The following is a 21,207-nucleotide window of genomic DNA, read 5'->3' as shown; positions in this document are numbered from 1 at the left end:
GCTCCCGTGGCAGGTTTGGTGTCATCGTCGGAATTAGGATGCTAGAGACTCGACCCTGAGGGTCTCATACTTACCGCCGTGCAAAACGAGCGGTGAGTGCTCATGTGTTTCTAGGTAATCTACCCGGCCGACGAAGAGGGTGTGGTCGCCGATCTGATGGCTCGCTTCAATGCCGGCGCCCACGAATGCGGTTGCACCGGAGATGAATTTGTATGAGTTTCGCTCCTCGAACTCCGGCTTCAGCGTGGAATTCGGTGATCCTGCAAAATGCATCGAGTAGTCGATCTGCGGGGCCGAGAGGAAGCTGACTCCAAACCGGCCGCTCGAATGGAGGACAGCCGCCATCCGTGAGGCATTGCCCAGGGAGATCCCGACCAGAGGGGGGGTGAGCGACATGGAGATGAAACCGTTGGCCGTCATTCCGTGGGTGTCTCCGTCCCCGGTTTGAGCAGTGATCACAGTCACCCCAGTGGTGAACTTGCCCATAGTATTTCGGAACTGACGGGGCTCGATCGGTAGGGCGGAGTGGAGAGGTTCGGTGCCCGCTTTTTTCATGAGTATTTCTCCTTTTGATCGGTCCAGAACAACCGTGCGGTGACATATTTGGGATGCGCTCACGGGGAGTTCGCATTCCGTACGACGTATCAGGCTGCGGTCATGTTGGGTGGACTAGGGCCATGTGAATACATTGGTGCGAGTTCGGACTTGCTGCGATTGTTGGTGTTGAGTCCATTGAAGCGTTGGTTCGGTTCCGGCGGTAGAGCAACTGACATTAACTACCAGTTTGGGTGACACCGTTCGGGAGTCCCTGGCAATAGTGTTCTGGCCTAACAGAACCGGCAACCAACCGCGACTCATTCGAGGAGGTGCGCTTTCGGAAGTGGTTCCCGGAGCCGTCACGTGACAAACACCATCCTTTGGTTCCCCGACTGAGCCACCATCTCCAGGACGCGAACACACGTTCGCAGAACGTGGCGGACAAGGTGGCGTAGGTATGCAGCACACCGCAGGTTTGCTCGAGATTATCGAGTCCCAGGCGAGCGTAGCTGCTTTCATAGACAAGGAATTTTGAAATGACGTCAGTGACAAATACAGACAACAAGGCGAGATGGGTCCTCGGGATCGCGATGTCCGCGATGATTGTTGACGGTTACGACGTAATCGTCTTCGGCTCGGCTATCCCGGCTTTGCGTGCCCACAAAGACTGGAACCTGTCCGCGCAGGACATTGGACAAATTGCCAGCCTGGCAATTGTTGGCATGCTCTTGGGCGCCCTCCTGAGCGGCCCCATCACGGATCGGATCGGTCGCCGGTGGGGCCTGATTGGGTGTATCACCTGGTTTTCCATTGCGATGATCGGTGTTAGTGCCGCACCGTCGCCCGAAGTGCTGGGATTCTTCAGATTCATTGCCGGGCTCGGTTTCGGTGGCGTCTTGCCCACCGCTATCGCGCTGACAATGGAATGGGCTCCGCCAAGAAGGAAGAACCTGAGTAACGCCCTCGTTCAGTGTGGGTTCCCCGCCGGTGGAATTCTCGCGGCGTTCGCTGCTATCGCTTTTCTCGAAGACTTTGGCTTCCGGGCACTCTTCCTCCTGGGGGCTCTTCCGTTGGTGACGATCGTTCCGCTGGCGATTTGGAGGCTCCCGGAATCCGCGGAATTCCTCCGGACTCAAAAGAGTGACGTATCGCGGCCTTCGATACGTCAGAACCTTGCGAATGCGTTTGCCCCTCGGTTCATCCCGGTACTGATTGTCTTTGCCCTTGCGAACTTCTGCAGCTTCCTGCTGGTCTATGCCTTGAACACATGGCTGCCGGAACTGATGAGGACTGCGGGGTTCGGCCTGGGGTCGGCGCTGTCATTCCTCCTCACTCTCAGCCTGGGCGCCATTGCCGGAGGCGCAGTCGGGTCTGCCTTCGCTGACAGGTTCGGTAACAAACTCGTTGTGTGTATTGGCTTCTCGACTGCTGCCTTTGTGTTGATGCTCATAAGCCTTAGTCCATCGACTGGAGTCCTCTACATCTTGATAGCCGTCGCCGGGGCGACAACACTAGGCACCCAGATTGTTCTGTTCGGCTATGCGGGTACATATTTCGCATCCGAAGTCCGGGCGACTTCCGTTGGCTTTTCCAGCGGGGTCGGGCGACTCGGCGCGATTGCTGGACCAATCCTCGGTGGAACCCTTGTTGGGCGAGACGTTGGATTCGGTTGGAGTTTCGGGGTTTTCGCCTCAGTCGCGCTTGGCGGTGCGCTCTTCACCATGCTTGCGCCGCCGACTGCTCGCGCTGTCGACAGAGCAACAAGCAACGAGGTTTCGCGATCGGCTGCCGTCTAAGCCTGGGTACCTGACGCGTAAATGCGCGTACTGGTAGTGCATTGGGTGCCCACAGCCGCCGAACGAGCTCGCCTTCTCCGACAGGTATTCCGAACTGGCGATGTATCAGAACTACGCCCGTGAACTCGATGACGGGAACTGCTGGTGCTCGACCTTTGTCAGTGTATCGGATCGCATCCGGACAGGATCGCGCCTTTCGCCGCCCGCCTACGCATCTGACGAAAGGCTCTTGGTTTCACCTGCTCGCGTTGATCGATATCTACTTCCGATGGAACCCGTCCTGGATCGTCACGACTCGCGAAAGGGTAAAATTGTCAGTACAATTCGTCGCGAGTCAATTGAACCGAACGGCGCCGATCCGCAGGCGGTCCACGTTGATCAGGCGTACCGACGACCTCGGGTCTAGTGACGCGGCGGCTGACCAGCCTCGGAATCATGAGGCCGCATTCGCTGCCTCGTGTCTCGCCGGATTACGTTGGCTGCTGTGTTTCCGCTCGATTCCGCAAGTTTTCGAATAACGTAGCGCCGCTGAAGGTTTGAGACCTAGCTTCATCATCGATGTTCGCGCTCGAGTTTCGGGGCAATTGACCGTTAGCTCTCTCATTGACTTGACTACTGCGCGCCGTTATTCGGGCATTCTCAGAGGAGGTGGAGGGGTCTGTCCGGGCAATTCTGTTGACAGTGCGTGACTCCTCTACTTAAACTGCTGAACATTCAGCTGTTCTGTTAAGTGTTCAGCGGCGAGGTATCGGGTTGAAAGTTGAAGAGTTCGTACTGACGTGGTCCTTTGCGCAACGAGTGAGGGAGGACGGACTTTTTGAGGGGACGGAGATGAAATCCTGAGGTGGAAATAAGAAAAGGACCATGTCAGCGTTGTCTGTAAGCGGTGCATGGTCGGAAGTGCGAGCGTCATGCGTTGCCCGCACGATGTTGTTGGATGCGGATTTCGATACCGTATGGAAATCTCGGAGGAGATGGAATGGGCACTGCCCGCCAGGCTGACCCAACGTCCACGGCAGGGGTCTGGCAGATCAGAAAGCTGGTCACATCAGTGGATGAGTATGTGACCGAAGGGGGAGCGACCCCTGCTCAGGCCGCGCTACGGGTGACGGCTGCTGCGGTGCTCAGGAATCCTTGGATTGGAACCCCAACAGACACGGACCTACAGACTCCAGCCCGGCAGGTTGCACCCAGGCTGGCGAAGTTACTTGCAGATAGGGTTCTCGAGCAGGTTGGTGACGCGACGCGGATAGAGGCGTTTGGCAAAGCAGCCCTTGTGGGAAGTGCCGGTGAGATCGAGCATGGTGCCGCGTTGTTGCACACCCCGTATTACGCGAATCTATTGCGAGAATTCTTCGATGGTAGCGCTGTGATCTCGTTTTCGGACGATCGAGCCCCGGCTGGAACGCCGATTCTGATTCCGATGTGCCACAAGATAAAAGGAACCCAGCGGTCGCACTATCAGACGGTGATCGCACACATTTCGGATGTGCCGCGCGCCGACGAGATCGCCATATTCGCCGCGGCCTCGACCGGGCCGCGACCACACCATCGTGTAGGCGACCGCACGACCGACCCGACCGTTAACTCAGCCAATCTGGAGGAACTGTACCGATGAAGCTTCGCAAGATTTTCACGCTGCTCGACGAGATTCTAGTCGAGGGAGGCCGCCCCGTGGAGCCAACAGCCCGCATCGCTGTGGTTGCAGCTGTGATCGAAAACCCCTGGTATGGACAGGGTTTTGTAGAGGACCTCTCCGAGGGGATCGAGGCCACCGCGTCAGATCTGGGGGCGCTCTTAGCGCCACGGGTACTCGCTGCACTCGGTACCTCGGCCCAAGCCTACGGTAAGGCAGCGATCGTCGGACTCGCTGGTGAGATCGAGCACGGATCGGCGCTGATCCATACTCTCAAGTTCGGTGACCATTTCCGTTCGGCCGCAAATGCCACAACTCTTCTTCCCGCCGTCGAGAAGCGTGCCGGAAGTGGTGCCACCTTCGACATTCCGCTCAAGCACATCACCGACGCGACGATCCGATCGCACCACCAGTCCATAGAGATTCGGCTCGCGGACGCTCCGCATGAGGGCGAGATTATCATCGCGTTGGCCGCCGCGGCTCAGGGGCGGCCGCAGCAACGCCTGGCAGCACTGTCGACGGAGGAGTGAGCCAGCAACCGATGACCTTATCCATTTGGGGGGGCAGGTGTGGTCAAGCGTTTCGGGGCGGTGGTGCATCTGCCACCTTGGGGAGGTGCTTAGGCGTGGTGGACTTCGGACCACGCATCGAGCCGGTGATCATCGACAACGGATCATGCTACCGGGCAGCTGATTTCACCGCTTCACTCCGCGAAGCTGGCCACTACCGCATCCAGGCGTACCCGAAAGATAATGGGAAAGCCGAGCGTTACGACCGCATCCTCGCCGAAGAACTGCTGTACTCCCGCGAATACACCCGCGAGCAGCAACGACGTACTCTGTAGAAGTCTGGAATGTTCACTGAAATTATCACCGCCGCTGCGTACCGCCGGCACCGCGCAACTAACGTCCGTGTCTCATGCAACTAGCGATGCGGTGCCCTGCCGCCGTCCGCTCAAACCTGACCCTTGCAGGGTTTCGTGATTGGCTGCCGAGATACGGACTGACACCGGGCATGTATCTGGTTCGGGAAGATCGGTCAGAGCTCTCGTTGTGCTGTGATCAACTCGGTTCGGTACGGGAACACGTTCGTGCCGAATATCTGAGGAGGCGTCGGTCTGGTCACCAGCTTTACCGTAGTAGCCCGGTAACTCCGGCGAGAAGAATCGCGGTGAAGATCCACGCCAGGATCCGCAGGCCAGGTAGTCCGCGTTTCACCCAGGCGGGCGCAGTTGTGCTGACCGCCCATTCGGTCGGGTGATGCCTGTTGCGGCAGGGATGACGCCAGTGTGGGCGTAGGTGAACGCATCCAGGCACGGGTAGGTCGGGTGTGAGGCGCAGTCGTCGGCACCTGTGACCGTCACCGATTGTCCTAGCTGCTCGGTGGGGGCGGCTTTGTTCCCTCCGGTCGCGCCGGCGGTGACAGAGCTGGCCACTACAACGGGGGGTGGTGGGGACGAAATGTGCGCGGTTCGTCTCCACGAGCGCAACACCTGCGATCAAAGCAACGATCAGCCACACGGCGGCGAGGAGAGAATAGTAATAGATCTGCCGGGCAACGGTCTTGGAGAACCATGCGGGGCCGGTTGTTGAGTTCGTCTTCGGCTGCGAGTAGGTGCTCGCGTAGATGGTGTGCGAGGCTGACGCCTTTGGGAAAGTAGTCCCGCAGTAAACCATTGGCGCTCTCGTTGCAACCGCGTTGCCACGGTGATCGGGAATCGCAGAAGTACACGGGCATTCCCAGGACTTCGGTGGTGGCGACATCACGGGCCTTTCGACCGTCGTTCACGCGTAATCCATTGTGATGGCGACAAGCAATACCGAGCCCGTGATAGTCGATACAACCGGGTGGTCGTTACCAAAACTAAGTGCTTGGTCTGCGTTCGATGCACTATGTCGGTTGTTGGGTTGAGTCACGAGCTTTGTGTGGAATCGGCCGTTGCTTTCTATGAGGTGCCGGGTCGTTTCATGACTGAAGTAACTGTGACCGGTAGAAGACTGGTATGCGGCGGCATGGTGGGCGTAGCATGCCTTTGCCCTAGCTGGTTGTAGCATCAACTTTTTTCGCTGCTCTTCGATGACGTTCCTTGTGCGTCGGCCGCAGCGAACGTGTTTGGAGAATTCAGTGAAATCCTTTGTTTATCTAGTCGTGGTTTGGTTCGGTCTCGGCTTGTTGTTTCGCAGATATTTGATTTCGCACCTTTTATCGGGTGGCCTTTTCGGAACGCCGATTGGCCATAGGCCCATCGGGTGGTCGGGTACGACGTGCGCCGCCGCTGTCTCGGCGGCTGGTCCGTATGAGGTGCCTGCGCGCCGGGTTGTCGGAGGACAGTGAATGCGCATGGATGCGCGTGATGCGCTGTTTTTCTATCTGGAACGAGAGAATGTCACGCAATCTTTTTTGACGAGTTTTGTGTTCTTCCCGACTGAAGCCGGCGCCCCGGCTCCGGGGCGGGAGGACATCGTGAAGTGGTTGTCGGAAAGGCTCGATGGGCTTCCGACGTTGCGTGATCGGGTGATACGAGTTCCTTTCGATCTTGCAGTTCCGCGGTTGTGTCGGGACGTGGAGTTCGACATCGGCAGGCACTTGCTCTTCCATGACGTCGCCGATTGGGACAGTCTGCGTGATGTGGTGCCTGAATTGATTTCTCGGAGAATGGATGCGGAGCATCCGCAGTGGCGGATACACATCGCGCAGGGCGTTCGTGGTGTCATGGGTCGTTCCGATTCGGCGACTGTCGTGATGATGCAGTTTCATCATTCGATCGCGGATGGTCAGGAAAGTGTGCGCGTAGTCAAGCACCTTTTTTCTTCGGTTCCGACACAAGTGAAGGTTGCCGTGTCCCCGGCGGTCGAACCGGTCCCGTCTGCTGTCGCCCTCGCAGTGCGGGCAGCGGTGAGCGTGCCGTGGCTTCTGGTGAGATTCCTGTGGAGCCTGCGCACGATCGCGGTCGGTAAGCGGCGTGTCCGGGAAGAGATTGCCCGCGGCGACTACACCCGCGGCGCGCATGCCTCCTTCGCGGCCCCCTTTACGGGTGCCTTGGGAGAACACCGGCGATTTGACTGCATGTTCCTCTCCTTTCCGGAGGTGAAGAAGGTCAGATATGTGCTCGGAAATGTCACCATCAACGACATCTTTCTTGCGATTGTCTCGCTCGGACTGTCGTACTACCTCAGTGAACGAGAGTGGAGTACGCCGTATTCGCTCGGCGGGACCGTTCCCGTGTCGATACGGGGTCTCGGGCCCGCGAAAACCGCGCGTAACCAGTTCGTCGTGTGCGGTGTAGATCTTCATACCGACGTATCAGATCCGATCGAACGAGTGCGCTTGATTCACGATTCCGCTGTCAACTCCATCGCGGCGGCCAAGAGTCCGGGAAACATGCTGATTTTCAGCGCGTTGGCTTCGGTTCCGGGGTTCGTCTTCAAGAAATCCGTCGCGTTGATCGGGCGACGCCAACACAGCAATCCCGTCACTTTTTTTCACACTTCGATCTCCAGCGTTCCCAAGGGTGAGGGCGATTGGCGTCTCGGGGATGCACAAGCGGCGGGATGTTTCGGGGTGATCAGTTTGGAAGGAATCGCAGGTGTGGGTCACACGATCGACACACTCGGCGACAGTGCGACGATCAATATCACTGTCGATCCCGACCTGTTCCCTGACGTCGAACGATACCGCGAGTTACTCGAGGTCGCCTGGAATGACATCCGCACTGCCGCTTCCGCGGTCGCGGCGGAGTCGTCCGTGCAGTAGGAGCAGTGGTGGTAGTTGCGTGTGCAGCGCAACCGTTCTGTCACTGATCGGCCTGTCTCGAAGGGGCTCCCATTTGATGGGTGTCGACGACAGTTGAGAACCGAACAGGTGTCGGTGGAGGGAAATCAACCACAATGTGTCTTTGGCTGCGGCGAAACAGGTTCATGAAGACGGCCAGCCTGGCCCGATTGTCGGCCGCGGATGCGTTCCTACTTGATAATGCATGCCCGGATATCGTGAGTGCTCTGGTTTTCGACATCGACGGTGAATCTCCGTCGCTCGAAACAATTCGCGATCAGATTCGTCGCAACATCGAGCGCATGGGCGCGCTTCCTTTTCGTCTTGCACACGATCGATTAAAGGCCGGGTTTCCGTATCGTGTCCGTTCGCAACGCTGGTCGGATTCGGCCATCGTCGAGTTGCGTTCGAGTGCGACGTGGGAAGAGGCGCTGGCGGAGTTATCTTTTGTGGCGTGTTGCAAAGTCGACCCCTTCACGCAGTGCATGAAGGTGCACGTGTTCCGGAATATTGAGAGCGCGCCGACGGACAGCGGAACCGCGACACTTGTTGCATTGCAGGTAAATCACGCAATAGCGGATGGCCGGGGGGCTGCGCGGATCCTGCAGGAGCTTTTGGGTGGCGGCGGGAGTTCATCGGCTCGAGCTCGACCTCTGCGCCGTGATCCGTCGTGGATGCATGCAGCGATGGCAGTCGTCGGCATACCAGGTCGGCTCGCGCGGACGTACTGGAGGTTGTTTCGTCTACCTCGGGAGATGGCGCACGACTCACGACATAATCGCCCCGGGCAGTCCCCGCACTCGCGAGTGGACGACGGGCCGAGCGGTATCGACACAGTCATTTTCGATCGGCAGGACCTCAAGCCGCTCGGGATGACGGTAACCGAAACCGCGCTGACAGCGGTAGCGTTCGCACTTCCCCGTATCGAGGGCCGCTCCTACCGGGGTGAAGTGCCGATCGCAGCCCCACCCGGGTTGAATCCTCGGACGGTGAACAATCTTGTCAACATTGTCGTTGAGTTGCCCGACAGCACGGGCACTCCGAGCGCTGCGGCCTTCCAGATCCGAGAATTATTGAAGGCCGAAATCGAGACGGCGCGCAATATCGCGGCCGGCGCGCGTCTTGCGCTGCTCGACGGCGCGCCGGCGTTCGTGGTGCGAGCTATCGCCAAGAACGCCGCGTCCGAACACAATACGCTGATGTACGACGCGGTCGACAGGTTCAAGTTGACGAGTTACCAGGCGCCCGTGAGTTGCGCGCATGTGTGCGGTACGCCGCCGAGTTTCGCGATGTCGATTCCCACGCTTCGCCCGAGTGACAGATTCACTGTCACATTCGTCGGGTTCGGCGACAGGGTGACGGCAACAGTCGCCGCCAGACCCGGCCTATTCGTTGATCTACGGGCTTTCCTCGACAGGCTCGTCGCAGCCGTTGCCGACCTCGGTGCAGCTGATCGACAGCACCGTTCTCGCGAAGACTGAGCAACGCACCGAGAAGTATTCCAGTTCTATGATTTTGAACTGAAAGGATCCTGAGGGAGAACTGGCAGTAACCTCACAGCATGAGTGTAGTAATCTTCTCTTCGGTTACGGCATCTGAGGTTGCTGGACCGCCCTGAGCGGAGGATCCTTGAAGCGGTTCGCGATATTTACCATCTCGGTGATTTCCGGTGCATTGTTGCTCCGGCGTGCGGTCATTTCTCAGCTGCTGCATCCACCGTTTGGCGTGCCCCCCGGTCACCGGCGCATTCGGTAAAGCCGGTCATACGCCCCGAGTTGTCCAGTCGGAAAGCGCGATTGGGCGGGGTTAGCGCGCGGTCTATGTCTCCTCGGATGCGGGGAAATGGCTCCGTGTCGACGGTCCCTTTCACAGTCCGGAGACGATGCGGCCCTGTGACATTCCCTCCCGTGGTTCAGGTCCCTGGTCGCCGTGGCCGCGGATTCAGGGAACTACCAAGTGAGGATCGGAGCCTAAGGGGTTGCGGTGTTCCTCCGTCATCATACAAGGACCCCGAACGGGGCAATTGAATCGACCGCCGACGCGCAGGGAACGTATCCGTTCCCGATGACAGCAACCTCTCTCGTGCCCTTTCTGCTGGCTGGCTGAGCAAAGACTGGGCGTGGCTGAAAGCCGAACATACGGACCGAAATTCGAAGACACATCACCGCTGAGCCTGGTGACCAGGTCGCTTGATGTGGCTGGTTCGGTCCTCAATTTTGGGTGCGAGATTCTGAGGGTTACCAAGTGAGTGAAGGTGTCCCGGCTCGCGCCAGGAAGAAACCGTTACCCGGGATCGAGACGATTACGGCGCCACTCGTTCCAGATTCGCGGCGAGCTAGCAAGGTGGCCTCGTCGCCGTACCCTTCCGGCGGCACTGACATGTGCACAGTGCAGCGCGGCCTTGAGTGCACCCGACATTCTCGCGGTAGTGGACCCAATCGCTGGGGCAGTGCACGGTTCGTGTTCACCGCCTACGCCCCGACCATGTCGGCGGGTATCCCACGAGCGGGACGAAAGAGAGCGTCGACGACTACGTGGTTATCGCCGGCGCCCCGGCGGCTCGACACCCGAGCGGACGCAATACTGCACGGGTGACCGTGGTCGGTAGCGACGGCGCGACTTTCTGATACTGCAGATAACATGAACGCCATACTCATTCAGCAAACCAACGAAGAGGACTTCTGTGGCCGAAATAGTGATTCGCCAACTCATCGACGATCTCGACGGAAAACCCATCGACACCGGATTGGGCCATCAGGTCGCTTTCTCTTACCAGGGTGTGGACTATCGGATCGATCTACGCCCTGCCAATGCCGACAAGATCGAAGCAGCGTTCGCCCCGTACATCAAGTCGGCAGAGAAGGTCTCTGCGGCAGGTAAAGCGCGTACGACAATCTCGACCGCACGCAAGGCATCAGGGTCTGGTCGGTCAGCGGAGCAACTGCACGCGATCCGGGAGTGGGCCGACAAGAACGGCTTCGATGTTTCTCCGCGTGGGCGAATCAAAGCCGACGTCATCGATGCGTTCGACGCCGCACACTGAGACTGGTGGGCAGAATGTTTTCTCACTGATAGTCGGCCCGTAACGCACCTGTATCTCATGGTTCTCTTCGACGAGGCGGAAAGATTCAGGCGAGCTCGAGGCCGTCCTCGGCGGCGAAAACCAGATGGCGGTCGTCGAGGGCTATCGCCCACCGCAGCACCGGTGCCCAATCCCGCCCCAGATCAGCGTTGTCGATGACGGTGTCGGCGTAGTCCTCGATCACGAGCCGGACTTGCGGCTCGGTTTCACTGGACCGTGATCCGGCAGTCGGGATCACGGTGACCCACGAACCGACCGCGATGGAATCAGTCGGGTTAGCTCCGGAATCGGACATGGGTCTGATTTTGACAGAAGATCGTGAATGCCGGGGATGGGATTGTCATGTCCGGGGACTGGTGCTGCTTCGAAGGGCGTTTCCGTGAGTGTCCAGTTAATGTCTATAGACCAGTCGCTCACCCGAACTCCCTGTTCCTGGACAAGGGTTTCGAGATCTTTTCTATGGATCGGTGATGTCAGCACCAGCGGCTACGGCAGAACCCACCGCCGCCACTGTTGGTGTAAGTGGTTGGGGTGTCGATGTAGATGTTTCCGTTGTCGTCGAATGTGTATGTCGTGGTGTCGTCGTCGCTGGTGTAGAGGACCCCGTCGGGGCCTGCCCGGAGTCGGTCGAGTTCGGTTTTCTGTTCGGCTTTGATGATCGCGGTATCGTCGTCGGCTCGGTATTGCGCTTGCAATCCGGTGCGGTTGTCCCATGCGTTCTGGTATGCGGTGAACATGCCGGCCACCGTAGCGAATTCGGGGCTGCGTTGTTGGATTGGCGGGCTGTCGTGAGCTGTTGATCGAGTGATGTCGTGGACAGGACGGATAGGTTGATGCCCGGCATATCCAGGGTGCCCAGGACCTCGGCGAGAAGTACTTCGTTGAGCAGGATTTCAGTATCGGCGGAAGTGTTCGCAGTCGATAGGGCAGCGGCGGTGTCGGCTGACCCTGTTATGTACACGTATCCGCCAGGTGTGAGGGGCATGGAACGCACGACCCATACGGCGGTGCCGATCGGTGCAAGTTCGGTCAACCGCTGCCGCTCCACCGCGCGATTCGAGTCGGAGGCGGTGTAGCCGCCGCAGTTCACTGCGCCGACGTGGTTGATGTCGACGCGGGTTCGTTCTCCGTCGATGTCGATGTAGAGGCCTGCGCCGGATCCGGCTGCGTCGTAGTCGAGGACTGTGCCTTCCCATTCGACTCTCTTTCGTACCGGAATCGGTACCGCAGAGGTTGTCGTGGGCGACGCTTGAGCGGAGGTCGTGTGCGCTGCGATCGAGTTTGTCGTTGGACCGTCGTCGTTGATGCAACTGCCGAGCATGGCCAGCACCAACACTGTGCCTAGTCCCCAACCGAGTTTCTGCTTCGTCGTTGCCATGAACCTCTCCATCGCTGCGGTGCCGGTCACCGAAGCCCGGGGAAATCATTGACGACCCGGCAAGGCGTCTCTCCGTCACTGCTATTGGGTTGCTGTCACGTCGAGAGTCGGGTGAGAGGCAGGATGCCTAGCGGCACGGGTCATCCCGAACGGCGGTCGCACCGATCTCACAGATGCTGTTCGTGTACACGACATGTGGTGCTCGACAAGGTTTTCTGCGAATGCCGACGGTGCAGTAGTCGTTATCGCAGGACCAAGGGCAGTGGTCACGGATGGGTTCCGTCAGGTTCGATGAGGAAGGCCGTGCCAGGCGCTGCTTTTCGATCTGTGTTCAGGCGTCGGTGAGGACCTTCCGTCCCGGGCCGGTTGGAGCGCGTCTCCGGTTTGCTCGATAAGGTTCGCGTTCCGGGCACCTGCGCTATCGGACGGTTAAGCATAGTTCGACGAGTCGCCGCCTCCTCCACCGTCATCGAACAATGTGGGTGTTTCGCAGGGCTGGTCCTTGGTGGTGGAGAACCGTTGTGTCGCAAAGTCAAGCCGCGCGCCGAGGGCAGGGCACGTCTACGTCATTCCCGTGTCATTCGCGTCCACGCCCGCAACATCTAACTCGGTACGTAGATGCTGACGATCTCGGCGATGCAAACCGGCTTGTCCGCATTTTCGCGTCCTATTGTCACGGCCGTGACAACTTGGACGCCCGAGGGAACGGTGTCGACATCTTTGATGTCTACTGCAGCTCGAATCCGTGAGCCGACAGGTACGGGCGATGGGAATCGAATCTTGTTCGATCCGTAGTTGATGCCCATTCGGACGCCGTCGACGGTGTAGACCTCCCATACAAGCATCGGGATCATCGAGGTCAGCAGATGCCCGTGGGCGATGGTGGTTCCGAACGGTCCGTCAGCAGCCCTTGATGGATCCACATGGATCCACTGGTGGTCGCCCGTCGCATCGGCGAATGCGACGATTTTCTCCTGGGTGAGGGTGTGCCAGGACGAGTATCCGATCCGGGTGTTCGCCGCGGCGCGTAGTTCGTCGATTCCGTTGAGTGTCTTCATGCTTTGGGTCCTCCGGCAACGTAGAGAATCTGCCCGGAGACAAATCCGGCTCCCTCGCTGGCGAGAAATGACACTGCATGGGCGATGTCGTCGGGGACCCCGACTCGGGCGACGGGGATATCGGCGGCTGCTCTCGTTTTGAGTTCATGAAATTTCATTCCCATGCGCGCTGCCGTTGCCGCTGTCATCTCGGTCTCGATGAAGCCGGGAGCAACCGCGTTGGCTGTGATGCCGAATTTTCCGAGTTCGAGGGCCACAGTCTTGGTGAATCCTTGGAGCCCAGCTTTGGCTGCGGCGTAGTTTGCTTGCCCTCGATTTCCGAGCGCTGACACGCTCGACAGGTTGATGATTCGTCCGAAGCCGGCCTCAGTCATGTGTCCCTGGACTTCTCTGGTCATCAGAAACGAGCCACGTAAGTGCACGTCCATGACTGTATCCCATTCTGCAGCAGTCATTTTGAATAGGAGATTGTCGCGGGTGACGCCGGCATTGTTGACGAGAACGGTTGGTGCGCCGAGCTTTGCGGCGATCTTGTCCACAGCTTTTTCTACTGCGGTTCCGTTGGAAACGTCTGCGCCGACGGCAAGTGCAGTACCTCCGGCCCGGGTGATGGTGTCGACCACGTTCTGGCAGGTGTCTTCGTCGAGGTCGAGGACGGCGACAGCGTGGCCGTCTGCTGCGAGTCGTTGTGCGACGGCGGCTCCGATTCCCCGTGCGGCGCCGGTGACGATTGCGATGCGGCGGTGTCCGGGGTGAGATGAGGGGATCACGAAAGTGGGGTTCCTTTCAAAGGTCGGGTGAGAAGCGATTTCGGGTCAGGAGAGCCGTTCGAGGATCAGTGCCATGCCTTGTCCTCCTCCTACGCACATGGTTTCGAGGCCGAACTGCTTGTCGTGTGTCTGTAGTGAGTTGATGAGGGTGCTGGTGATTCGTGCCCCGGTCATGCCGAATGGGTGGCCGATGGCGATGGCCCCGCCGTTGACGTTCAGTCGATCCTCGTCGATGCCGAGTTCGCGGGCCGAGGGGATGACCTGGGCGGCGAAGGCCTCGTTGATTTCGACGAGGTCGATGTCGCCGATACCGAGGCCGGCGCGGGCAAGTGCTTGGCGTGACGCCTCGACTGGTCCGAGGCCCATGATCTCGGGTGACAGTCCGGTGACCCCGGTACTGACGATGCGTGCGAGAGGGGCGATTCCGAGTTCTTTCGCCTTCTGATCAGACATGATCACCAGGGATGCGGCGCCGTCGTTGAGTGAACAGCAGTTGGCGGCGGTGACTGTTCCGTCGGGCCGAAAGACCGGGTTCATGGCGGAGATCGATTCGAGCGTGACGCCGGTACGCGGTCCGTCGTCGGTGTTGATCACGCGGCCGTCGGGAAGTGTGACCGGGGTGATGTCGCGCTCCCAGAAACCATTCGAGAGTGCCTTCTCGGTGAGGTTGTGGCTTCGTACTCCGAAGGCGTCCTGTTCGGCTCGGGAAATTCCTTTGAGTTGGGCAACGTTCTCCGCTGTCTGTCCCATGGCGATGTAGACGTCCGGCAGTAGCCCGTCCTCGCGCGGGTCGGTCCACCTCTGGCAGCCGGCGGAGAATCGTTCGGTGCGGGCTTGGGCTGCGGCGAGGGCCGGATTGGCGCTGGCAGGGAGACCGTCCGCAGCACCTGGCAGGTAGCGGCTGATGGTTTCGACGCCAGCAGAGATGAAGACGTCGCCTTCCCCAGCCCGAATGGCATGGAAGGCCATTCGTGTCGTTTGTAGGCTGGCAGCACAGAATCGATTGACCGTGGTGCCCGGGACGCGGTCGAAGCCTGCGAGTACTGCGACCGCGCGGGCGAGGTTGTTGCCGGCTTCACCGGATGGTTGACCGACGCCGAGCATGAGGTCGTCGATATCGCGTGGATCGAGGGCCGGCACCTTCGCCAACGCGGCGGTGACCATTTGGACGGTGAGGTCATCGGGGCGAATGTCCTTCAATGAGCCTTTGTTTGCTTTTCCGATCGGCGAACGGGCAGTGGCGACGATGACAGCTTCAGACATAATTGTGCCTCGAATCGGTGATTGCTGTGTAGTGAAGGAAGGCTGGTGGGTTCTCGTTCACCCTGCGCAGCCCGAGATTCCGCCGTCGAGCGGAATTATGGTGCCGGTCAGATAGGAGCCAGCCCGGGAGGCTAGGAACTGGACAGTGCCTATCAGGTCGTCGGCTTGCCCGTACCGGCCGAGCGGGACACGCTCGAGAAGGTCCGCCTCCACCTCAGGATCCGCCGCGACGTGTCCGAGCATGTCCGTCAAGATGGGGCCGGGTGAGATGGCGTTGACGGTGATTTCGTCGGACGCCAATTGCTTGGCTAAATGGCGGGTGAGCATGTGCAACCCGGCTTTGCTCGCACTGTACGAGTAGTTGTCCCAGCTCGGCGTGGCCAAAGCATCCACACTGCCGATGTTGATCACACGAGCGGGTCGGTCGGGACTGGAAGCTTTACGCAGAAGCGGCAGTGTTCCGGTAATCACATAGAACGGGGCGACGAGGTTGGTGTTGAGTACCTTTGTCCAACCGATGAGGGGAAACTCTTCAAGCGGTGCACCCCACGTTGCCCCGGCATTGTTGACCAGGATGTCGACGCTTGTCAGGTGCTCGTAGAGCCAGCTGACCAGCCCGCTCACCCCTTCCCTCGACGACAGATCACTGGCGACGGGCGTGCATCGTCCTGCCGTTCCCGCAGCGTCTGCCTCAGCGTTGATCGCTTCGGCTGTCGCGCGGCACTGCTCTTCTTTTCGGCTGGTGATGACAACGTGGGCGCCGCCCAACGCCAGGCCGCGAGCGATCATAGCGCCAATTCCTCGTGAGCCGCCGGTCACGACAGCAGTTTTCCCTGCAACGGAAAAGAGGGAGTTTAGTGCCGGATACGCCTCGGGGTCGGTTGTAGTAGTCATGTTATCAACGCTAAGGCTGGATCGCCGTCATCGCTTGGGGGACAACGCACTCCACTTGCTGGACGCGCATCGCCCATGAGCAATCCGTGGGCAGGCTCAGGTGTCATACCCGAGCTAGCACGCGGGTCACTGTTTCACTCGACGTCGGATGCTGCAGAACGTGTGTCGGACGGGCGCTCACCGAAGCTTCGCCGATATGCATTGCTGAACGTGCTGAGGTCACCGAATCCGGAAGAGTACGCCACCTGAGTCACACTCTGGTGGCTCCAGCCACGGTCCTGAAGCCGCAGCCGGGCCAACGCCAAACGCTCCTCCCGGATGAGGTCCGACGGGCTCGTTCCGATCCGCTGCAGTTGGGCCTGAACGTGCCGGAGCGACCACCCGAGGCGCCTTGCGACCACGGCTCCGGTGAGGTTCGGATCGTGCGCGTTCTCTCGAACAAAGCGCCGGATCGAGGTGACCAACCCTTCCTGAACAGCCACGGCAGGCGTGGTCGTGTCGGCGTTGTAGGCGAGCGCGACGAGATCGACGATTCGGTCGGCGATCGCGTCGAACTGACTACCTGTGAGCTCATTTCGCTCTCTGCGCAGACTGGTGACAACGTCGACAATGATGCGGCCCAGTCCAGATGTCGCGTCGAGGGTGGTGCCTGCACGTGGCACTGCTGGCACGCGCGCGTCGAGCCGATCACGTGGAATCACGAATGCAACAGAGGAGAAACCATCACCGTGACGCAGATCCGTCACGGTGTCCAACGAGGTGAGCGCCATGACCGCAGGATTGATCGCGGCTGTCCGACGATCCTGCTCGAGGATTACTTCGCCCCGGATCGGGATGAGTAGTTCGTACGCACCGTGAGGATGCCGACGAATGTCGGCTGAGGTACGAGAGAGGACCTCTGCTTCACCCCACCAGCGGATCAACTGGTACGTATCCGAATGCTGATGCTCGAGTGTCCCCTGGTAGTTGTCAGCGAGGGAGAAGGACATCGGACAATGGATCGACGAAACTTGATCGCGCCACCAATCGCCACGCTCGCGCTGGCCGTACTCGTTACTGCGCAACGTATCGACAAAATACAAGGTCACACCTTCTCAACCAGCAAGCCGAAACCACGACCCCTGCCACAGTCGACGGTAGCGCGCTCCGGCGCGCATGCCAACGGATCGATCATCGTAGCGCCCGCTTGAGGAGCTTTCCTGTTGCATTCATCGGCAACGTATCCCTGAATTCCACCATGCGGGGGTACTTGTACGCCGCCAAACGTTCGCGTGACCAGCCGATCAGATCCTCCGCCTTCAGCTGCGATCCAGGCTCGCGGATGACGAAGGCTTTCACTTCCTCACCGATCCGCTCGTCAGGGATTCCGACAACGGCAACGAGGCTGACCTCCGGATGGGCGATGATCACCTCCTCGAGCTCTCGCGGGTAGACGTTGAAACCTCCCCGCACAATCAAGTCTTTGGCGCGATCGATGATGAAGTAGTAACCGTCCTCGTCGCGCCGTGCGATATCGCCCGTGCGGAACCAGCCGTCGCGGATCACTTCCGCTGTCGCCTCGGGCCTGCCGAGATATCCCTTCATCAGGTTGTACCCCCGTACTGCGAGTTCTCCTGGCTCACCGGCACGGACCTCGTTCCAGTCTTTGTCGATCAGCTTCACTTCTACTCCCCAGATGGGTTTGCCGATCGATCCCGGCCGGTTTGGTTGATCGAGCGGGTTGAACGTGACGGTCGGGCTGGTTTCGGAGAGTCCGTAGCCTTCCCGGATGCCGACACCGAAGACGTCCTTGAACCGCTCGAGCACATCGACCGGCATAGCGGCTGCGCCGGAGAGCGCGATTCGTAGGAGACCGGCGAGGTCGGCGCTGATGCCGTCGACTCCGGCCTTGTTGAGCAAAGCCCAGTACATCGTCGGGACGCCGGCGAAGATCGTCACTCGGTGCTGCGTTATCAACTCCAGGGCTGTAGCTGGGTCGAATCGTGGCAGAAATACCAAGGTGGCACCCACAGCGAAACCGGCGTTCATCTGCACGGTCTGCGCGAACGAGTGGAAGAGTGGAAGAGCGACGAGATGAACGTCCTCGGCACGCGCGTCGAGCAGTTGATTGTGCCCGAGCGCGTTGAGAACCAAATTGGCGTGAGTGAGCTCCGCACCCTTGGGCTTACCGGTCGTCCCGCTCGTGTACAGCACCACCGCCGTGTCGGTGGCTTCGGTCACCTGGAGAATGTCTTCGCTGGCGTGTTCGGTCAGTACATCAGCCAAGGATGTTCCCTCGCTCTGCTCATCGAGCAATGCGGAACCCAACGTGACGAGGTGCTCGCAGGATTCCACGTCATGGAACCCGCGCCATGCCTCGTCGTCTAGCCCCGGCACGCTGCAGAAGTAAGCCACCGCGCCAGAGTCCCGCAGATGGTAAGCAACTTCTTCCCGTTTGAGCATGGTGTTGAGCGGGACGACAACCCCACCTGCTTTGAGGATGCCGAAGTAGACAATCGGAAATTCGACGACATTCGGGATTGTCAGGGCGACGCGGTCACCTGGGCGCACCCCCAGCGAAATAAGGAAGCGGGTGACACTGTTCGCAGCCGAATCGATCTCGCCGAAGGTGAGGGTGCGGTCGCCTTCGATGACAGCGATTCTGCGGGGAGTGCGGCGAGCAGTGTCGGCGAGCATGGTGGCCAGGTTGAGCATGATCCTGCTTTCGGGTGATAACTGTGTGACAGTGTTGGGCGAGAACTATCCGATTCAGGACCAATCCCAGTCGTACTCGGCTCCGACCCGCTTCGCCAGTGGCTTGAACATGCCTTCTTCGTAAGTCGACATCGTGTCGAGGCCGGGAATCGGTGCGAGGGAAACGATTTCGGACAGCTGTTCGAAATCGAGTTCGGGTTTCGGCAAACCAGCGGCAAGCGCGAACCTTTGGAGCTGATTGGTGAAGCTTTCATCACATGGCGGCTGTGCGAAGTTCACCGGGTGCTTCATGGCCTCGTCGAGGGTTACGAACTCCACTCCGCGCTCGAGAAAAGCCTCGAAAATGGGAGCGAGGGTGTCACGGGAGATGGGAGTGCCGTGCACGAGCCAGATAAGAGGAGCGTCGGCGCCGAACAAGGTACGTGCGGTGTCCGCATGCTTGTACAGCTGGTCAACCGCCGTCGCCACGTGCAGGTCGCGCACCTTCTTCTGGGTGTCCTTGTCGCCGAGGGTCTTCGCACGGAAGTACGGCATGATGAACGCGAAATCGCTGAACCAGCTGGTGATCGGGGCAGTTCGGTAGCCGAGGTCAGCGATGTACTTCTCGACCTCTCCTCGACGTTGTTCGGATCCGGAGGACATGTCCATCGGATAGCGAAAGTATTTCGACGGCGCGGCGTCGATCAGATGCCCGATGTACTTCTCTGCCGTCTCGAAATCGCATCGAAATGCCGCGTCAGGCATCCAGCGCAACGGAGCATGCTGGTGAGTGTGGTTGCCCAGGTGATGGCCAGCTTCGGCCCACGCCTCGAAGGCCTCCATCTGCATCGGCTCATTCTCGAGGCGGTACGTATGAGAGAAGCCGTAGGTCCCTCCAAGTCCGTAGTCGTTGAGCGTCTTCGCGACAGATCGCGCGACATCAGTGGGCGTTGTGTCGTCCGGCATGGGCACGCCGTCCCACAGGACGAAGTCATCGATCGTGACCGCAATCTTGAGAGGTCGAACGGCGCGGGTGTCATTCATGAAAGGTGACTCCAAATCTTCTCAGGGCTCTCGGCACGAAGCCCGTCTCTCACCGACCCTATGAAGTGATCGACATCACGTCTTGGCTGTGTGCGCGCGCCTACTTTCACCACGCGCATGAGATTCGCGCCCACTATGCGCGCCCGTCGAATGCCGTGCGCATGGGGCCAAGTTCCGGCTTGTCTCGACTCATACCGTCGTAGGGACGAAGGAGAAGCACGCCGTGAATGCATCATCGCAACAAATTGTCCTGGCACAGCGACCTCACGGGAATGTGAGCTCGAAAGACTTCCGTCTGGAGGATGTCGTCCTACCCGACCTGGAGGCTGGAGGCATCGAGATGGAGACGCTCTTCATCTCGATCGATCCGGCTATCAGAGGCTGGCTCGACGATCGGCCGAGTTACCTTCCGCCGGTTGCGCTCGGAGCGCCAGTTCGCGCCCTCGGTCTGGCACGTGTGACGGCGTCTCTTAACAGCGACTTCGCCGTCGGCGATATCGTTCGTGGCTTCGTCGGGTGGCAACGACGCCAGATCGTCAGTTCCCCTGGCGGTGAATGGGATCGGCTTACACCGCGTGAGGATATCCCCTTGGGGCATTACCTCGGAGTCCTCGGGATGACGGGCCTGACTGCGTGGGCGGGGATGTGCGACATCTTGCGTCCGACACCAGGGCATACCGTCTTGATCTCCGGCGCTTCTGGTGCAGTCGGAAGTGTGGCTGTCCAGCTCGCGAAGCAGTCGGGGGCGCGGGTTGTCGGCGTCGCAGGAGGCGCTGAGAAGTGCGCGATGGTGGCCCGATTGGGCGCGGACGTCGTCATCGATCGCAAATCCCGGGATTGGGAGGACCACCTCAAGGCGGCAACACCCGACGGCATTGATCGCGTCTTCGAGAACTCGGGCGGTCCGATATTCGAGGCGACAATTTCCAGGCTGAACAACTATGCTCACATCGCGTTGTGCGGTCTGATTGACGGCTACAACCTGACGGAAAGGCCCTCTGGTCCAGCAAATTTCGGACAACTGCTCACCAAGCGCGTCCTTGTGCAAGGATTCGTCGTTCTCGACTACATGGACCGGGCAGCTGAGGTAGAAGCAAAGCTCGGGGCACTCATCAGTTCCGGGCAGGTGGAGGCCGTGCAATCCGTATTGCCCGGATTCGAGCAGCTACCGGAGGCTTTCGTGGACTCGTTCTCCAACGGCCGACCAGGCAAAATCATCATCGATCTGACTCGGTAGCTCGCAGCTACGCTGCCGCACGTCATAACCCGACAACCGCAGGCTGCCTCGATAACCACGCCTCAGAA

At 59.6% G+C, this 21,207-nt stretch carries 18 protein-coding genes and 1 pseudogene; 8 read left to right on the top strand and 11 right to left on the bottom strand.

The genetic code is table 11. The features are described from left to right. Positions 1-33: 33 nt before the first annotated feature. Entirely contained in the window at positions 34-555 is a 522-nt protein-coding gene (locus ACFWEM_RS32705) for a flavin reductase family protein (RefSeq protein WP_378539802.1), read from the bottom strand. A gap of 518 nt (positions 556-1,073) precedes the next feature. Here ACFWEM_RS32705 and ACFWEM_RS32700 point away from each other — a divergent pair. The 4 genes from ACFWEM_RS32700 (at position 1,074) to ACFWEM_RS32685 (ending at position 4,813) form a co-directional block, all read left to right on the top strand. Beyond that, positions 1,074-2,333 (top strand): MFS transporter, encoded by a 1,260-nt coding sequence (locus tag ACFWEM_RS32700; RefSeq protein WP_378539801.1) that lies wholly within the window; start codon positions 1,074-1,076, stop codon positions 2,331-2,333. A gap of 979 nt (positions 2,334-3,312) precedes the next feature. Further along, on the top strand, positions 3,313-3,951 hold the full coding sequence (locus tag ACFWEM_RS32695; protein WP_378539800.1) for an amino acid synthesis family protein: 639 nt from the start codon (positions 3,313-3,315) through the stop codon (positions 3,949-3,951). Beyond that, positions 3,948-4,499, top strand: a complete 552-nt coding sequence (locus ACFWEM_RS32690) for an amino acid synthesis family protein (protein ID WP_378539799.1) — start codon at positions 3,948-3,950, stop codon at positions 4,497-4,499. Before ACFWEM_RS32695 ends, ACFWEM_RS32690 begins: the two co-directional genes overlap by 4 nt. Before the next feature lie 95 nt (positions 4,500-4,594). Further along, positions 4,595-4,813, top strand: a complete 219-nt coding sequence (locus tag ACFWEM_RS32685; RefSeq protein ID WP_378539798.1) for a hypothetical protein — start codon at positions 4,595-4,597, stop codon at positions 4,811-4,813. A gap of 662 nt (positions 4,814-5,475) precedes the next feature. On the opposite strand, the pseudogene ACFWEM_RS32680 reads toward ACFWEM_RS32685, so the two are convergent. Then, positions 5,476-5,739, bottom strand: a pseudogene (locus ACFWEM_RS32680) (transposase); the annotation flags it as partial. A 564-nt stretch (positions 5,740-6,303) separates the two neighbouring features. Between ACFWEM_RS32680 and ACFWEM_RS32675 the strand changes: the two are divergent. The 3 genes from ACFWEM_RS32675 (at position 6,304) to ACFWEM_RS32665 (ending at position 10,783) form a co-directional block, all read left to right on the top strand. Further along, entirely contained in the window at positions 6,304-7,722 is a 1,419-nt protein-coding gene (locus ACFWEM_RS32675; RefSeq protein ID WP_378539797.1) for a wax ester/triacylglycerol synthase domain-containing protein, read from the top strand. A gap of 164 nt (positions 7,723-7,886) precedes the next feature. After that, complete coding sequence (locus ACFWEM_RS32670; RefSeq protein WP_378539796.1) at positions 7,887-9,221, top strand: hypothetical protein; 1,335 nt, start codon at positions 7,887-7,889, stop codon at positions 9,219-9,221. A gap of 1,202 nt (positions 9,222-10,423) precedes the next feature. Continuing rightward, positions 10,424-10,783 (top strand): Lsr2 family protein, encoded by a 360-nt coding sequence (locus ACFWEM_RS32665; protein WP_378539795.1) that lies wholly within the window; start codon positions 10,424-10,426, stop codon positions 10,781-10,783. A gap of 85 nt (positions 10,784-10,868) precedes the next feature. Here the strand turns inward: ACFWEM_RS32665 and ACFWEM_RS32660 are convergent, their stop codons facing one another. The 9 genes from ACFWEM_RS32660 to ACFWEM_RS32620 form a co-directional block, all read right to left on the bottom strand. Next, complete coding sequence (locus ACFWEM_RS32660) at positions 10,869-11,117, bottom strand: hypothetical protein (RefSeq protein WP_378539794.1); 249 nt, start codon at positions 11,115-11,117, stop codon at positions 10,869-10,871. Positions 11,118-11,295: 178 nt separating this feature from the next. Continuing rightward, entirely contained in the window at positions 11,296-11,559 is a 264-nt protein-coding gene (locus ACFWEM_RS32655; protein ID WP_378539793.1) for a hypothetical protein, read from the bottom strand. Between the two features lie 1,243 nt (positions 11,560-12,802). Further along, positions 12,803-13,258: a MaoC family dehydratase gene (locus tag ACFWEM_RS32650; RefSeq protein ID WP_081558982.1), complete on the bottom strand. Its 456-nt coding sequence runs from the start codon at positions 13,256-13,258 to the stop codon at positions 12,803-12,805. Further along, positions 13,255-14,028, bottom strand: coding sequence for a 3-oxoacyl-ACP reductase FabG (fabG, locus tag ACFWEM_RS32645; protein WP_208722177.1), 774 nt, complete (start codon positions 14,026-14,028; stop codon positions 13,255-13,257). The genes ACFWEM_RS32650 and fabG overlap by 4 nt, the downstream gene beginning before the upstream one ends. Positions 14,029-14,073: 45 nt before the next feature. After that, positions 14,074-15,291, bottom strand: a complete 1,218-nt coding sequence (locus ACFWEM_RS32640; protein ID WP_378539792.1) for an acetyl-CoA C-acetyltransferase — start codon at positions 15,289-15,291, stop codon at positions 14,074-14,076. A 57-nt stretch (positions 15,292-15,348) separates the two neighbouring features. After that, positions 15,349-16,185 carry an SDR family oxidoreductase gene (locus ACFWEM_RS32635; protein WP_378539791.1) on the bottom strand — a complete coding sequence of 279 codons (837 nt, stop codon included), beginning with the start codon at positions 16,183-16,185 and terminating at the stop codon, positions 15,349-15,351. Positions 16,186-16,319: 134 nt separating this feature from the next. Next, positions 16,320-17,273: an AraC family transcriptional regulator gene (locus ACFWEM_RS32630; protein WP_378539790.1), complete on the bottom strand. Its 954-nt coding sequence runs from the start codon at positions 17,271-17,273 to the stop codon at positions 16,320-16,322. Positions 17,274-17,355: 82 nt separating this feature from the next. After that, entirely contained in the window at positions 17,356-18,879 is a 1,524-nt protein-coding gene (locus ACFWEM_RS32625; RefSeq protein WP_378539789.1) for a long-chain fatty acid--CoA ligase, read from the bottom strand. Between the two features lie 54 nt (positions 18,880-18,933). Then, positions 18,934-19,902, bottom strand: coding sequence for a polysaccharide deacetylase family protein (locus ACFWEM_RS32620; RefSeq protein ID WP_095972567.1), 969 nt, complete (start codon positions 19,900-19,902; stop codon positions 18,934-18,936). Between the two features lie 223 nt (positions 19,903-20,125). Here ACFWEM_RS32620 and ACFWEM_RS32615 point away from each other — a divergent pair, with 223 nt between their 5' ends. Further along, positions 20,126-21,139 (top strand): NADP-dependent oxidoreductase, encoded by a 1,014-nt coding sequence (locus ACFWEM_RS32615; protein WP_378539788.1) that lies wholly within the window; start codon positions 20,126-20,128, stop codon positions 21,137-21,139. The last annotated feature ends 68 nt before the right edge of the window (positions 21,140-21,207 follow it).

The organism is Rhodococcus sp. NPDC060176 (assembly GCF_042728675.1).
GTDB lineage: Bacteria > Actinomycetota > Actinomycetes > Mycobacteriales > Mycobacteriaceae > Rhodococcus_F.
The sequence above is the reverse complement of the archived record's forward strand: the minus strand, read 5'-3'. Positions and strand labels throughout refer to the sequence as shown.

Bases quoted from the DNA above. Each gene is read 5' to 3' on its own strand.
- ACFWEM_RS32635 (WP_378539791.1), bottom strand. From the start codon at position 16,185: ATGACTACTACAACCGACCCCGAGGCGTATCCGGCACTAAACTCCCTC.
- ACFWEM_RS32695 (WP_378539800.1), top strand. From the start codon at position 3,313: ATGGGCACTGCCCGCCAGGCTGACCCAACGTCCACGGCAGGGGTCTGG.
- ACFWEM_RS32640 (WP_378539792.1), bottom strand. From the start codon at position 15,291: ATGTCTGAAGCTGTCATCGTCGCCACTGCCCGTTCGCCGATCGGAAAA.
- ACFWEM_RS32700 (WP_378539801.1), top strand. From the start codon at position 1,074: ATGACGTCAGTGACAAATACAGACAACAAGGCGAGATGGGTCCTCGGG.
- ACFWEM_RS32625 (WP_378539789.1), bottom strand. From the start codon at position 18,879: ATGCTCAACCTGGCCACCATGCTCGCCGACACTGCTCGCCGCACTCCC.
- ACFWEM_RS32655 (WP_378539793.1), bottom strand. From the start codon at position 11,559: ATGTTCACCGCATACCAGAACGCATGGGACAACCGCACCGGATTGCAA.
- ACFWEM_RS32660 (WP_378539794.1), bottom strand. From the start codon at position 11,117: ATGTCCGATTCCGGAGCTAACCCGACTGATTCCATCGCGGTCGGTTCG.
- ACFWEM_RS32650 (WP_081558982.1), bottom strand. From the start codon at position 13,258: ATGAAGACACTCAACGGAATCGACGAACTACGCGCCGCGGCGAACACC.
- ACFWEM_RS32620 (WP_095972567.1), bottom strand. From the start codon at position 19,902: ATGAATGACACCCGCGCCGTTCGACCTCTCAAGATTGCGGTCACGATC.
- ACFWEM_RS32670 (WP_378539796.1), top strand. From the start codon at position 7,887: ATGAAGACGGCCAGCCTGGCCCGATTGTCGGCCGCGGATGCGTTCCTA.
- ACFWEM_RS32705 (WP_378539802.1), bottom strand. From the start codon at position 555: ATGAAAAAAGCGGGCACCGAACCTCTCCACTCCGCCCTACCGATCGAG.
- ACFWEM_RS32675 (WP_378539797.1), top strand. From the start codon at position 6,304: ATGCGCATGGATGCGCGTGATGCGCTGTTTTTCTATCTGGAACGAGAG.
- ACFWEM_RS32690 (WP_378539799.1), top strand. From the start codon at position 3,948: ATGAAGCTTCGCAAGATTTTCACGCTGCTCGACGAGATTCTAGTCGAG.